This is a genomic window from Opitutia bacterium (genome assembly GCA_016217545.1).
Taxonomy (GTDB): Bacteria; Verrucomicrobiota; Verrucomicrobiia; order Opitutales; family Opitutaceae; genus Didemnitutus.
On the sequence record JACRHT010000002.1, the window covers coordinates 381,452 to 395,125 of the forward strand.

The following is a 13,674-nucleotide window of genomic DNA, read 5'->3' on the forward strand; positions in this document are numbered from 1 at the left end:
CCGCAGCGAGCGCTCGCTTCAGGGTTGCGACACTTTCAGTCGGAAAAACACCTGCGGCCGGCCGGCCATCGCGACGCGCCCCTGCCAGGTTTCGGTCGCACCCGCGACCGTGCGCGCGTGCGTGACGCCGCTCGTGGTCCACGTCGCCAGATCCGTCGACACCTCCACCGCATAAGTCACATCCGTGCGGTCCGCCGGCCGCGTGTAAGTGAATATCCAATCCGTGCCGTCGTTGCTGGCCACCGGCGCCGGCGCGGCCTCCGCCACCTTCGGCTCCCGGCCAAGCGCGTATTCGGTCAGGTTGGACAGACCATCCCCGTCCGGATCAGCGGACGGTCCACCCACCGCCGGATCGAGCATCTGCTGGGCACTGAATCTCGCCAGCGACCACGACTGAAACGGCGGCAACGGACTCGTCAGGATCGTCCCGCTGTTGCCGGTGACAACCAGCATGGAGCCGTTCGAGCCGCTGAACTGGAGCGTGTTGGCGCTCGGCGTCGTGACGCTGTTCCACGTCACCGCGTCCCGGCTCGTCAGCAGCGTGCCCGCTAAACCAGTCACGACGAACTGTCCCGACGAACAATCGATGCGGAACAAGGTCGTGGTCGTTCCTGACGATCGGCTCGTCCAATTTTGCCCATCGGGACTCGTGAGGATGGTCCCGTCGTTGACCACCGCGACAAACTGCCCGACGCCCCAAGTCGCCCCGAGGATTGTGTTGGCTGTGTCGGAGGCTCGCGTGGTCCACGTGATCCCATTCGGACTGGTGCACACCGCCCGCGCCGCGCGCAAGACCGGAGGCGCGACGTGGCGCATTGCGCTCTTGCGCCCGCGCCGCCCCGCCCCGTTAACTCGCCCCTCGATCATGCACGACATCCTGGCCGAACTCGAGTGGCGTGGCCTCTACGCCGACAGCACAGACCGCGAAGCGCTGAGCAAGCGCCTCGCCGAAGGTCCGCTCGCGCTGTATTGCGGCTTCGACCCCACCGCCGACTCGCTCCACGTCGGCAATCTCGTGCCGCTCTTCGCGCTCCGCCGCTTCCAACTCGCCGGCCACCACCCCATCGCCCTCGCCGGCGGCGCCACTGGCATGGTCGGCGACCCGTCCGGCAAATCCGACGAGCGCAACCTCCAGACGCCCGAGCAAGTCGCGCACAACATCGCCGCCGTCCGCGCCCAGCTCGCCAAGTTCCTCGAATTCGACGCCGCCAAGACTCCGGCCAACAATCCCGCCCGCCTCGTCAACAACGGCGACTGGATCGGCCCGATGTCCTTCCTCGAATTCCTCCGCGACGTCGGCAAGCACGTCACGGTGAACTCGATGGTCGCGAAGGACTCCGTCCGCTCCCGCATGGAAGACCGCGCCAGCGGCATCAGCTTCACGGAGTTCAGCTACATGCTGCTCCAAGGCTACGACTTCTTCCACCTGCGCAAGGAGTTCAACTGCGAGCTCCAAGTCGGCGCCACCGACCAGTGGGGCAACATCACCGTCGGCACCGAGCTCACCCGCAAGAAACTCGGCGCCACCGTCTGGGGCCTCGTCTTCCCGCTGCTGACGAAGTCCGACGGCACCAAATACGGCAAGACCGCCACCGGCACCGTCTGGCTCGATCCGAAGAAAACGAGCCCGTATCGCTTCTACCAATTCTTCGTGAACGCCGATGACGCCGACGTCATCAAGCTCCTCAAGACGCTCACGTTCCTCTCGCGCGACGAGATCACCGCGCTCGAAAACGAACTGGAGGCCAACCCCGGTGCCCGCGCCGCGCAGAAGGCCCTCGCCCGCGAGATGACCACGCTCGTGCACGGCACCGACGCCCTCGCTGCCGCGCTCAAGGCCAGCGAAATCCTCTTCGGCGGCTCGCTCGACGGCGTGACCGAGGAAATCTTCCACGACGTCGTGGGCGAAGTCCCAACCAAGGACCTCGAACGCGCGAAGCTCGACGGAGCCGGCGCGCCGATCATCGACCTCGTCGTGGCCGCAGGCCTCGAACCCTCGAAAGGCGCCGCGCGCAAATCCCTCGAAGCCGGCGGCGTCTACCTGAACAACGTCCGCGCCGACCTCTCACGCGCCGTCACGAGCGCCGACCTGCTCTTCGGCAAGTATCTCCTCCTTCGCAAAGGCAAGCGCAGCTACGCCGTCCTCACGGCGAAGTGATTCTCTCCTGCCCACAGTCGCACAGAATTAAACTGCGGCAAAGTGGGCTCTCACAAATTCCACTAACCGCGATTGTGGGGGCAAAGAATCGGTGGATACGTAAATGGTGTCCCTGGCTCTATGGCGCGGAAAATATTCAAGCGGCGCTTCCTCACTCTTCAGACGGGCCGCAAGCTCATCCCATGTCTCCATACGTTCGACTGGCGCCACAATCCAATCCGGCATCGCTGAATAAGAAACTAACTTATTAGGCAGCCATCCACGAACGCTAATCCGCCACTCTACCGCACTACTGCTAAGCCACACCCCGTCATCGTCGTCCCCCTTTTCGCTGAAGATGATACCTTCTGGAAACATCTCAGCAATTCGATCGGTTGACTTCAAAAAATACCAAACGAACTCCACCATCTCCGAACACTCACCGTCCGGCGGCGGCGGAGCGTCCATGTGCTCGATGCGGTTTCTAATCTGCATCAGCTTCTGCACCATGATCGGTCGAATTAGACCGAAAAACTCCATTTGTGCGAGGAGCTCCGCCGGCTTTTCACTAATAGGTATCCGTTTGAATCGGTAGCGATCGTTGAGGTGCTTTATCCGAAAATCGACCGCGCGCTTCAGAACGGTGATTACCTCTGCGCGGTCGTGTTCATCTCCTTTCCGACTAAGGACAATATGAGCACGCCGCCAAAGCTCATGCGGTCTGCGCATTTTTTGACGCTCCACCACCGAGCCGCTCTCCCAGCGAACTTCCCACTTAAATACCTCGGGACTGATCCAAATATTATTCACCGCAGCGTGGCATAGCTGAGCAGCAAGCGGTGCGTCGAGCACTCAAGTTACAACATTACCGTATGCGACATTCGCGCATCGTTTCAACGCGCGACTCCGCTTCGAGCGCCGCGTAGGCGTCGTTCGGATCGATGATCTTTCGCCCGAGGATTTCTTCGAGCTGCGCCTGCGTGTAGGCCGGCTTCGCGTGCGCCGTGGATTTCGTGCCGTATTGCTGAAGGTTCGACGCGAAGATCCCCGCCGCACTGATCGGCAGGAAATCCTCGTAGCGCAGTCCCTCGATCGCCACGAGGCCTTCGCGCGCGAGCACCACGAGATCGTTCGTCTTCAGCAAGCCCATCTTTGCGGCCGCACGGCCGGACTCCGTCGCGCTGAAGCGCGCGAACACGAGTCCCTGCGCCACGAGTTCGATCAGCGTCTGCGGGAACGACGCAAAGGCCTCGCTCGCCAATCGCTCGTAGGCGGCGAAATCCTTTTTCGCCAACCCGGCATGCTCGGACTTCGCGAGATCCGCCGCCGCCAGGCAACGGTCGTAGAGCGCGCGCCCCTTCGGCGTCGTGGCGTAGAAGCGCTGCTCGATTTCGCCGAAGCGCGCCGTGTGCGTCGCGTTCACGACCGTGCCGTCGGCGTTGGTGAACTGCACCGGCTCTGTCAGCGCCTTGTAGGAATCCTGCCGCAGCAGCACCGGCACATTGGTCGGCGGGCCTTCCGTCGAGTCCTTGAAACCCGCATGTTTCTGCCGCGCGAGATTGAGATCGTCGCTCTGCAGGCGCTGCACCAGTCCGTCGACGCTCGCGGCAAGCGCATCTTTCCCGAGCGGCGCCGGATGAAACGCCGCGAGTTGCGCGGCGGTGAGGTGCTTGAAGTGCAGCCGCAGGTAATCGCGGTCGCACTGCGCCACGAAATGCCCGAGCGCGAACGTCGCGTGCTGCCGGAAACCGGCCTCGCCGAGTTCGCCGAGGCAGAACTTCATCGCGCTCGTGTAGAGGTCCATCCACAGCGTGTTCGGCGTGAGGTGATTCAGGTGGTGCGACTCGAAGCACGCGATGTCCGCCGCGATCTTGAAGCCCGCCTGGCTCAGCTCCGTGTAGAGCGCGTGGTCGCGCGCACGGCCGGTCCATTTGAAAATGCGCTCCGTCGCTTCGCCGATGAGCGCGTTCGCGTCGGCCCACGCGAGCCCGCCGTCGCGTTCTCCTTTTTCAATCAACTCCTTCGCGCGCGCGGAAAACACCTGCCGCGACGCCAGCAACGCCTCGATGCGCGCCCGCGTGGCGGCGTCGAAATAGTCCGTCATCAGCAACGACGTGAAGACACGGTGCTCGGGATTCGACCGCGAGCGGAACGCCGTCGCGATGATCGGCTGACTCTTCGCGCCGACGTTCGTCATGTCGTAGAACGCATGCGGCTCCATCGCGAACTGCGCGAAGAACCGCCCGATCCAGCGATACTCGTCCGGCCGGCCGATGCGGATCGCCCCGTGGCGCTCTCCGCTCGTCTTCTCCAGTTGCTCGGCGCTGATCGCGAAGCCGCGCCAGAGCTGCGCGAGCAGCGTGCAGAGCGACTCGTTCACGACGCGGTTCACCAGCAGGGACCGGTCGTAGAGCGGAACCTCGTGTCCGAACATGCGGGACAATTCGGCGAAGAGCCGGTGTTGCATCTCGAGTTTGTCGGCGTGGGCGGCGGTCATGAGAACCGCCCAGAAAACCGCCCCGCCCTCCGAATGCAAGGAGCCACCCGCTAGCCGCACGGCCAAGACGCGCCCGAGCGGTCAGCGATCAGTCCCCTCTGCTCTCAGCACAACCCTCTCCGCGTCCGTCCTCCATTCTCCGTCCTAGGTCCTCCGTCCTCCGCTCCGCCCTCAGCGCGCCGTGAACTTCAATCCCGCGATCCCTGCCACGATCAGCACCATGCACGCGAGCCGCGCGGCCGTCGCCGGCTCCTTGAACAGCACGATGCCCGCGATCGCCGTGCCCACCGCGCCGATGCCCGTCCAGATCGCGTAGCTCGTCCCGAGCGGCAGCCCTTTAACCGCCTGCGCGAGGCACCAGAAGCTCGCCAGCATCAGCACGACCGTCACGACGCTCGGCACCAGCTTCGAAAAGCCGTCCGTGTATTTCAGCCCGACCGCCCAGGAAATTTCGAGCAAGCCGGCGACGATGAGCCAGAGCCAAGGCATGCGCGGAACAAGAAGTAACCGGGCCCAAGTAACAAGAGCCAAGAAGCACGCTTCCGCCCCGTCGCGCACCCGCCCGTCTTTTGATACCTCTCCCATGATCCTAGCTACTTCGCGCGGCGCCCCGCCGCGCGCGCACCTCATCCTTTCGGCGTAACCACCCTTCCCAAGCTCTGCGTATCGTCGCGCAAAGCCTGCACAGAGCCTCCGGCCAAGCGCGACTAGACTCAGAAAAAACCACGCCGCGTCGCGCGACCACCCCCGCCCGAGCGGCCTCCCGCCCATGACTGCCCCCGCCCGTCCGAAACCCTTCCTCCAGCCGGAATATTGCAAAGGCTGCCTCCGCTGCGTCGACGCGTGCCCCAAGCACTGCATCGAACCCGGCTCCGAGATCAACCCCGCCACCGGTCTCATCCCGGTCGAACTCCACCTCGACGCCTGCAACGGCTGCTCGCTCTGCATGCAGGCGTGCCCCGAGCCGTTCGGCCTCCGCCCCGAAACCGAGCGCGCGCACGAAGACCATTCCGGTCGCGGCGACGATTTCGACCTGCAGGATCCCGCGAAACTCTTCGGCCCCAAGCCGCGCCCCAGTGATCCCGCCGCCGACGAACGCGACACCGTCATCGCCGCTCCCGCCTGCGAACCACTCGTCTTGAAGGGCAACTACGCCGCCGCCATCGGCGCGCTCTTTGCCGGCTGCCGCCATGTCTTCGGCTATCCGATCACGCCCTCGACCGAAGGCGCCGAGCTCATGGCCAAGATCCTCCCGAAACTCGGCGGCGCGTTCGTCCAGGCCGTCTCCGAAACCGCCGCCGTCAACATGATGTATGGCGCCGGCGGCGCCGGCGTGCCGTGCATGACCTTCACCAGCGGCCCCGGCTTCTCTCTCATGCTCGAAGGCGTCAGCTACATGATCGGCGCGGAGCTGCCGGGCGTCTTCGTCAACGTCATGCGCGGCGGCCCCGGCCTCGGCAACCTCGGCCCCGAACAAGCCGACATCAAACTCGCCTGCCGCGGCCTCGGCCACGGCAACACGCACGCCATCGTCCTCGCGCCGGGCACACCGCAGGAGATGCTCGATCTCACAATCGACGCCTTCACGCTCGCCTTCCGCTACCGCTCGCCGGTCGTGATCCTCGGCGACGGCTACCTCGGCCAGATGACCGGCATCGTCAAACTCCCCGAGACGATGCTCCGCCGCGGCAAACCCTCCTGGTCCGTCTGCGGCGACCGCGACCACCGCCACAATCTCATCTCGTCGATCGAGCTCCTCGAAACCGACCTCGAGAAACGCAACGAGCACCTCAACCGCAAATACACCGCCATCGCCCGCCGCGAACAGCGCGCCGATCTCTACCGTTGCGAAGACGCCGACGTCGTCATCGTCGCCTGCAACACGCCCGCCCGCATGGCCAAGGGCGCCGTCGAAGTCGCTCGCGCCGAAGGCCTGAAGGTCGGTCTCTTCCGCCCGATCACGCTCTGGCCCTTCCCCATCAGCGCGCTCGCCGATCTCCTCCCGCAGACGAAGCGCCTCATCGTCGTCGAAGCCGGCCCCGGCCAGCTCGAGGACGAACTGCGCCTCGCGCTCAGCCACGCCGGCTTCGCCACGCCGCGCATCGAACACGTCCGCCGCCACGGCGGCGTTCTCCCGTCCCAACGCGAAATCCTCAACCAACTCCTCGGCACGCCAGCCGCGTCGCACGCCTAAAACGAATCGTTCTCGTTCCTCGTTCTCTTTCTCGTTCTCTCCGCCAAACGCACGCATCTCACCCGACGAGAGAACGAGAACGAGTAAGAGAACGAGGAACGAGGCAGCCCCCACCAACCCTTTTCCCCCACTCCTCATGAGCGGTGTTTTCTACGAAAAATTCGAGCGCCACGCCCACGGCGAAGGCCTCAAGGCCCACAGCACGCACTACTGCCCCGGCTGCGGCCACGGCGTCGTCCACCGCGACATCGCCGATATCCTCAAGGAACTCGACGCGCAGGACCGCACGATCTTCATCTCGCCGGTCGGCTGCTCGGTGTTCGCTTACTACTACTTCGACACCGGCAACTCGCAGGCCGCCCACGGCCGCGCGCCCGCCGTTGCCCTCGGCCACAAGCTCGCCGCGCCCGACTCGCTCGTCATCTCCTACCAAGGCGACGGCGACCTCGCGTCCATCGGCCTCGCCGAAACCATCTCCATCGCGCAGATGGGCGTGCCGCTCACGGTCATCTTCATCAACAACGCGATCTACGGCATGACCGGCGGACAACTCGCGCCGACCTCCCTCACCGGCCAAAAAACCGCCACGAGCCCCGACGGCCGCGGTCGCGCTCACGGCCAGCCGCTCAAGATGGCCGAGCTCATCGCGCAACTCGACGGCCCGATCTACGTCGAACGCGTCGCGCTCTACGACGCCAAGAACCGCGTCAAAGCCCGCCGCGCGATCAAGAAGGCGCTGCAGAACCAGCTCGAAGGCCGCGGCTACTCGTTCATCGAAGTCCTCTCCGAGTGCCCCACGCATCTGAAGCTCTCGCCCGTCGAGGCGGAGAAATGGGTGCAGGAAAACATGGAGCCCGTCTACCCGCTCGGCGTGAAGAAAGACGTCAGCGCCACCACCGAACCGTGGTTCAAGGGCCCGCGTCCGTCCTACGAGCCCGAGGAAGTCCTCGGCCTCGCCGGCGCCGAGCCCGCGCTCGCCGAGAAGCGCCGCACCGAGTGGCCCGCGCACGTCGCCAAGCGCGACCTCTCCTTTAAGTTCGCCGGTTCCGGCGGCGACGGCGCGCAAACCGCCGCGCTGCTCCTCGTCCGCGCGGCTATCGAACTCGGCTACGACGCCACGCACATTCCCGCCTACGGCCCCGAGTCGCGCGGTGGCACCAGCTACGCCGATGTCCACATCGCCGCCACCGAGGTGCTCAACCCCGCCGCGCCCGAGCCCGACGTCCTCGTCGCCTTCAACGCCCCGAGCCTCACCAAATTCGCGCACACCGTCGTCCCCGGCGGCACGATCCTCTACGACAGCACGATCGTCACCGTCGCGCCGACCGACCTGCCCGCCGGCCGCCACATCCTCGGCATTCCGTTCACGAAGATCGCCGCCGACCTCGGCAAGCCGATGGTGAAAAACGTCGTCGCCCTCGGCGCGCTGCAGTCGGCCACGAAGCTCCTCCCCGACGACGCACTGATCGAGACGCTCGCCCACGTCCTCAAGGACAAGGCCGCCGTCCTCCCGCTCAACCGCTCCGCCTACGCCGCCGGCCTCGCCGCCGTCACGCCCGCCACGGTCTGATCCCCTCGTTCTCGTTCCTCGTTCTCTTTCTCGTTCTCTCCGCAGAACGCAGGCGCCTCAAACCACGAGAGAACGAGAACGAGTAAGAGAACGAGAACGATAGAAGCCGCCATGCCCGCATCCGGTTCAGTCGCCCCGCCCCGCTCCGCCTTCCTCTGCGAAACCGAGGCCTACGACCTTCTCGCACGCGCCGGCCTGCGTCCGCCGCGTCACGGCCTCGTCGGCGGCGCGCTGCCATTCGTGCCCGGCGAGCCGATCGTGCTGAAAGGGCTCGGCGACGAACTCTGGCACAAGTCCGAGCTCGGTTGCGTGCGCTTTCTCCCCTTCGACGCCGCGCGCCTCGGGGACGAAGCCGCCGCGATGCGCCGCCGCGTCGAAGCCGAAGGCCTCACGTGGATCGACGCTCTCGTCTGCGAACGCATCGCCATCCAGCGCAACCGCGATGTGCCCTCGGAAGCCTTCGTCTCTCTCTCGCGCGCCGACGCCGGCTGGGTCGTGCTCTGCGGCTTCGGCGGTCTGCAAGCCAACGCCCTCGCCGAACTCGCGCCGCCGTGCCGCTGGCCCGTTGAAGTCGTCACGCCGGAGCAGGCACTAACGGAATTCTCCGCGCACTTGCTCGGCCGCGCGTGGCTGGGCGGTTTGCGCGATTCGCATCCGCTCACGACGACCGAAGACCTGCGCGTGTTCTTCGAATCGCTCTGGCAACTCGCCGCGCTCGCGGACGAGCAAGGCCTTGCGCTCGTCGAACTCAATCCCGTCGCGCTCGACCCGAACGGCACGCCGCGCCCGCTCGACGCCGTGGGCCGCTACGCTCCGCCCGCCGCGGAACGTCTCGCTCCGTCGCCCGACTTCCTCCCCGCGCTCCGCCAGCCGCGCCGCATCGCCCTCGCCGGCGTCTCCGCGCAGGAAGGCGGCGTCGGCCGCACGATCCTCGAGAACCTCCGCCGTTACGCTCTGCCGCCCGGCGACCTGATCCTCATCAAGCCCGGGCAAAGCGAGTTCCTCGGTCTGCCATGTTTCCCTGACGTCGCCGCGTTGCGCGACGCCCCCGTCGATCTTCTGATCCTCGCGCTCCCGGCACCCGCCGCAGCGGCCACGCTCGAAGCGCTCATCGCCCAAGGCGGCGGCGCCACCTGCGTCGCCCTCGTCGCCGGCGGCATCGGCGACGGCGCCGACACGCACGGCCTCGGCGCACGCTTGAGCGCACTGCTCCGCGAAACGCGCGCCGCCGGCCGCTGGACGCCCGCCGTGCTCGGCCCGAATTTCCTCGGTCACTGGTCACCCGCGCTCGACCTCGACACGTCGTTCATTCCGACCGAAAAACTCGCCGCGCCCGCCTGCACCGGCGGCGCCCTCACGCTGCTTTCGCAAAGCGGCGCGTTTCTCCTCTGCCGCCGCTCACGCCAGCCGTCGCTCCGCTTCGGCCTCGGCGTCGCTCTCGGCAACCAGATGGACGTGGCGATGCCCGACGTCCTCGCCGCGCTTGCCCGCGAAGAGCACCCCGGCCCCGTCGCGTGCTACGTCGAGGGTTTCGGTCCCGGCCATCTCGCGCCCTTCGCCGCCGCCGCGCGCTCGCTCGCGCAGCGCGGCTCGCGCGTTCTGTTGCACCGCGCCGGCCGCACCGCCGCCGGCCAAGCCGCCGCCGCCAGCCACACCGGCGCGATGGCCGGCGACCTCGCGCTCGAACGCGAATTGCTCGAACGCTCCGGCGTGCGCTTCACCGCGAGCATCGCGGAGTTCGACGCCGCGCTCGCCTGGCTCGCCGCGTATCCGCGTCTCGCGAAAGGCCCGGTCGCGCTGCTCACCAACGCCGGTTTCGAGAGCGTGAACGGTTCCGATCTCTTCGGCACCGCGTTGCCCGCCGCCACGCTGGGCGCTCCCGCCACCGAGGAGCTCACGCATCTGCTCGCCGCGAAGAATTTGGGCGGACTCGTCAGTCCCCGTTTGCCCCTCGACCTAACTCCCATGGCTGACGAGTCCGCCTACCTCGCCACCGCCGAGCTGCTCCTGCGCGAATGCGCCGTGCTCGTCGTCGGCCTCGTGCCGTTCACGCGCAAGCTCGGCACCGACGCCCCCGCTGCCGCGCGCTTCGCTTCGCAACTCGCCGCGCTCGCCCGCGCCGCCGGCAAGCCGCTCGCCGTCGCGATCGACGCGGGCGCCGACTACGAGAGCTACCGCACCGCATTCGCCGCGGAGAACGTGCCGACGTTCGACCGCATCGAATCCGCGCTGCTTGGCCTGCGCGCGCTGTAGTGCCGCGCGCGGACGCGCGGCGCGTTGTCCTCTGCGCGATGTCCGCAACACCGCGAACCGGCACCGCGCGGCGTTACGCCGACTCGAGGTGGGAAATCAGGTCTTTCAGCAGCGCGATCTGGCGATTGCGCGTCTCGACCTGCCACGGTTGGTCGAACGGCCGGGCGTATTCAGCCCCCGCGAGCGCGTCGCGCACAAGTCGGAGGTAATCCGTATCGGCGCCCCGATACGCGCTCGGCGATTCGTAACCGGAAATGGAGATCGGCAGGAAACTTCCTTGCAGCAGAAACACGTCCGAATCGCTCAAGCCACGCGTGGTGTCTTCCCACGCCTGCTTCACCGCAGCCGGGGCGTCGGGCGGCGGAAAGGTCCACGTCTTCGCCTTCCCCACCATCTGAAAGCCGTCGCGATCGACGTCGCGCGCGCTACCCGGCGAACGCAGCAGATTGATCGCGCCTTCTTCGGATAATTTTTCCGGGTCAATCGCGTCCGCCAAGGCGTGCATGTGCCGCAACACCTCGCGCTCATCGGAGCTCAGCCCGCGCAAAAATTCCTCCGGCGCAGCTTCGGCGTTCGATTGCTCGGCGCGTTGGATCAGCTGTTCGAATTGCGCGGCGTAATGCTCCACCTCCTCCCGGCGCTCGCCGCTGATTCCGCGCTGGAAATATTTCGCCATCCACGCCCGGAACTCGGCGCGCTGTCCATCGACTCCCTCGGCCGCGCCGGACCCGGCACTTTTTTCCGCATCGGACGCTGCCAACCGGGAACAGGTGAGGCCGCTGGCCTGCTCGCTGGTCGTTTCAAAGGAAGAGGAGACGGAGGAGGATATGTTCATGGGGGATGATACCGGTCGAATTTGCCGGGCGACGCGCCCGGCGCCCTTCCCTTCGCAACGGACGTGCCAAATGCCGGCACGATTCGCCGTGCCGTCACACCGCGCGCCAAGACGTTGTCCGACGACGACGAAGCGGCGCGCCATCGCGACGACGTCAACCGGCGAGAAACTTCGCCGCCGCATCCTCATCCACGAGCCACACGACTTTATCGCGGATGCTCTTCATCACCTGCGCCGGCACCCGCTGCGGGTTGAACTCTCCCGCCAGCACGCGGTGCAGCACCTCGGCCTTGCTCGCGCCGAGCACCATGACGACGACCAACCCGCACGCCTTCAAACCGCTGGGCGTCAGCGTGAGTCGCCATCCTTTTTCCGGCACATCGATTGCCGCAAAATACGAGCCGCCGTCGTCGCGCAGCAGCGGGCTGCCGGGGAAAAGCGACAGCGTGTGGCCGTCGTCGCCCATCCCCGCGAAGCACACGTCGAAGGTGCGATCGCGGCCGAACCACGGCGCGTTGATCCGGCCGAACTCGAGCGCCGCCATCGCCGGCGGCACGCTGGTCGACCAAGGGTGCTTGCGATCCGGAGGGATGCCGAGCGGCTTCAGCAGGAGCCGGTCCGCGTTGCCGAAATTGCTCTCGAACGAATCCGGCCGCACGTAGCGCTCGTCGCTGACGAACCAATGTGTCGTCGCCACCGTCGTCGGCGACAGCGCGTCCTTCGCCACGCACCACTGATACCACTCCTTCGGCGTCGCGCCGCCGGTGAGCGCCCACGTGAAATGCTTCCGCGGCGGCGTCTGTCCGCGCTGGCCTTCCGCCACGAACACCGCCGTGCGGAAACAGTCTTCCTTCGTGCCGATGAACACGCGACCGTAGCTGGAGCTGAGTTCCTTCATCCTGCGCTCATGGAGCGCAGGAAAGAGACAAGTGCCAAGGAGCAAGTGCCGCGCAGGCGCGAAGCAGCGCAGCGGTCAGCTATCAGCTGTCAGCTGTCAGCGATCAGCTCTCAGCCTTGATTCTCACGTATCTTGCAGGGTCGGGTCGCCGACCGCTGACCGCTGATCGCTGATCGCTGATTGCTGATTGCTGACCGCTGATCGCTCCCCGCTCAGTAAAACATCGCCTCGCTCAACGCGTCGGCCGGCTCGAGCAGACGCGCGGTCGCCGTGAGCGTCGTGCGGCCGTGGCCGAGATCGCCTTCGAACTCCGCCACGCGATCCACGAGGTCGGCCGACCAGATGAACTTCTTCCCCGCCGCGCCGTAGTCGAACGCGATGGAGAAGCAGCCGGTGCAATCCTGGCCAGTGACATTGAACGCCAGTGCGTCCGCGTTCGCGCCGCAACGCGCGAGGCCTTTCTTCAACCAACCGCTCATCGCCGCCGCCTCGGGCGCGAAGTCGCGGCGATGCCGGATCGTCACGCCGCGCAGGCCGGCAACGATGTCCGCCGGCGCGTAGCGGCTGAGGAACTGACCGATCGTCTGTCGCAGCGGACGCGTCCGCGTATACGCGAGATCGCGCACCGCCGAGGGATTCGGCCACGGAAACGTGAACGCATCCTCCGGCACCACCGCGCTGTCGAACAGCACGCGGCGCGACCGCGTCAGCAGGTAATCGTAGGCCGCGAGACGATTCGCCGCCGAAAAACGATGCGCCCAGTAATACAGCGGCAGATCGGTCGAGAGGCAGACCGACACTTGGTTTTGCAGGAAATCGTGCGTGCCCACCGGATACGCGAGCACCACGAACTCGCAGCAGCGCGTGTCCTTGCCCGATTTGCCGAGGAAGCACTCGCCGTAGATTTTTGCGCGGAAAAGTTTCTCCGCCGCGGGATCGCGCTCCGGACAAAGCACGACGACGCGACAGGGGTAACGCTTCGCGAACTCGACCGTGTTGCGGAATTGCTCCTCCGCATCCTCCGGCGTCGTGTTGAGGCCGAGGTGCAGCACGAGGTTGAGCTGCGTCGCACGGCTGTCCTTCGCCGGCGTATCGGCCCAGAGTTTTTGGAAACCGGTATTGATGCCGCCGACCGGCACCTCGAGTCCGGGCAGGGCGTTGAAGATCGCGTGCATCAGCGGCGGGAAGTGGGAAGTGCCAGGAAGCAAGGACGGAGAGGCGCGCTTGGGTGCACAGGGCGTGAATGAGCGTTCATCCTGATACTTGATTCTTGTCTCTTGTTGCTTGTCG

The 13,674-nt window shown here is 66.2% G+C and carries 11 protein-coding genes; 4 read left to right on the plus strand and 7 right to left on the minus strand.

Features of this window, described 5'->3' with window-relative positions; all coding sequences use genetic code 11:
* Positions 1-18 precede the first annotated feature (18 nt).
* Positions 19-597 carry a hypothetical protein gene (locus HZA32_01735; protein ID MBI5422777.1) on the minus strand — a complete coding sequence of 193 codons (579 nt, stop codon included), beginning with the start codon at positions 595-597 and terminating at the stop codon, positions 19-21.
* A 268-nt stretch (positions 598-865) separates the two neighbouring features.
* Here HZA32_01735 and HZA32_01740 point away from each other — a divergent pair, with 268 nt between their 5' ends.
* A complete protein-coding gene (locus HZA32_01740; GenBank protein MBI5422778.1) occupies positions 866-2,158 on the plus strand; it encodes a tyrosine--tRNA ligase in 1,293 nt (430 codons plus the stop codon).
* A gap of 27 nt (positions 2,159-2,185) precedes the next feature.
* On the opposite strand, the gene HZA32_01745 is transcribed toward HZA32_01740, so the two are convergent.
* The 3 genes from HZA32_01745 to sugE form a co-directional block, all read right to left on the minus strand.
* The gene (locus HZA32_01745; GenBank protein MBI5422779.1) at positions 2,186-2,989 is read right to left on the minus strand and encodes a hypothetical protein; all 804 of its coding nucleotides are present in this window, start codon (positions 2,987-2,989) and stop codon (positions 2,186-2,188) included.
* A 13-nt stretch (positions 2,990-3,002) separates the two neighbouring features.
* Positions 3,003-4,634, minus strand: coding sequence for a VOC family protein (locus tag HZA32_01750; GenBank protein ID MBI5422780.1), 1,632 nt, complete (start codon positions 4,632-4,634; stop codon positions 3,003-3,005).
* A gap of 171 nt (positions 4,635-4,805) precedes the next feature.
* Positions 4,806-5,123 carry a quaternary ammonium compound efflux SMR transporter SugE gene (gene sugE, locus HZA32_01755; protein MBI5422781.1) on the minus strand — a complete coding sequence of 106 codons (318 nt, stop codon included), beginning with the start codon at positions 5,121-5,123 and terminating at the stop codon, positions 4,806-4,808.
* 280 nt (positions 5,124-5,403) lie between these two features.
* On the opposite strand from sugE, the gene vorB reads away from it, so the two are divergent.
* From vorB to HZA32_01770, 3 genes are all read left to right on the plus strand, one after another.
* Positions 5,404-6,828, plus strand: coding sequence for a 3-methyl-2-oxobutanoate dehydrogenase subunit VorB (gene vorB, locus HZA32_01760; GenBank protein MBI5422782.1), 1,425 nt, complete (start codon positions 5,404-5,406; stop codon positions 6,826-6,828).
* Between the two features lie 136 nt (positions 6,829-6,964).
* Complete coding sequence (locus HZA32_01765; protein MBI5422783.1) at positions 6,965-8,398, plus strand: 2-oxoacid:acceptor oxidoreductase family protein; 1,434 nt, start codon at positions 6,965-6,967, stop codon at positions 8,396-8,398.
* Positions 8,399-8,509: 111 nt separating this feature from the next.
* Positions 8,510-10,651 (plus strand): CoA-binding protein, encoded by a 2,142-nt coding sequence (locus HZA32_01770; protein ID MBI5422784.1) that lies wholly within the window; start codon positions 8,510-8,512, stop codon positions 10,649-10,651.
* Positions 10,652-10,724: 73 nt separating this feature from the next.
* Here the strand turns inward: HZA32_01770 and HZA32_01775 are convergent, their stop codons facing one another.
* From HZA32_01775 to HZA32_01785, 3 genes are all read right to left on the minus strand, one after another.
* Entirely contained in the window at positions 10,725-11,630 is a 906-nt protein-coding gene (locus HZA32_01775) for a hypothetical protein (GenBank protein MBI5422785.1), read from the minus strand.
* A 10-nt stretch (positions 11,631-11,640) separates the two neighbouring features.
* Positions 11,641-12,384: a 6-phosphogluconolactonase gene (locus tag HZA32_01780; GenBank protein ID MBI5422786.1), complete on the minus strand. Its 744-nt coding sequence runs from the start codon at positions 12,382-12,384 to the stop codon at positions 11,641-11,643.
* 212 nt (positions 12,385-12,596) lie between these two features.
* The gene (locus tag HZA32_01785; GenBank protein ID MBI5422787.1) at positions 12,597-13,559 is read right to left on the minus strand and encodes a glucose-6-phosphate dehydrogenase assembly protein OpcA; all 963 of its coding nucleotides are present in this window, start codon (positions 13,557-13,559) and stop codon (positions 12,597-12,599) included.
* Positions 13,560-13,674 lie beyond the last annotated feature (115 nt).

Bases quoted from the DNA above. Each gene is read 5' to 3' on its own strand.
- vorB (MBI5422782.1), top strand. From the start codon at position 5,404: ATGACTGCCCCCGCCCGTCCGAAACCCTTCCTCCAGCCGGAATATTGC.
- HZA32_01740 (MBI5422778.1), top strand. From the start codon at position 866: ATGCACGACATCCTGGCCGAACTCGAGTGGCGTGGCCTCTACGCCGAC.
- HZA32_01780 (MBI5422786.1), bottom strand. From the start codon at position 12,384: ATGAAGGAACTCAGCTCCAGCTACGGTCGCGTGTTCATCGGCACGAAG.
- HZA32_01750 (MBI5422780.1), bottom strand. From the start codon at position 4,634: ATGACCGCCGCCCACGCCGACAAACTCGAGATGCAACACCGGCTCTTC.
- HZA32_01770 (MBI5422784.1), top strand. From the start codon at position 8,510: ATGCCCGCATCCGGTTCAGTCGCCCCGCCCCGCTCCGCCTTCCTCTGC.
- HZA32_01765 (MBI5422783.1), top strand. From the start codon at position 6,965: ATGAGCGGTGTTTTCTACGAAAAATTCGAGCGCCACGCCCACGGCGAA.
- sugE (MBI5422781.1), bottom strand. From the start codon at position 5,123: ATGCCTTGGCTCTGGCTCATCGTCGCCGGCTTGCTCGAAATTTCCTGG.
- HZA32_01785 (MBI5422787.1), bottom strand. From the start codon at position 13,559: ATGCACGCGATCTTCAACGCCCTGCCCGGACTCGAGGTGCCGGTCGGC.
- HZA32_01775 (MBI5422785.1), bottom strand. From the start codon at position 11,630: ATGGCGCGCCGCTTCGTCGTCGTCGGACAACGTCTTGGCGCGCGGTGT.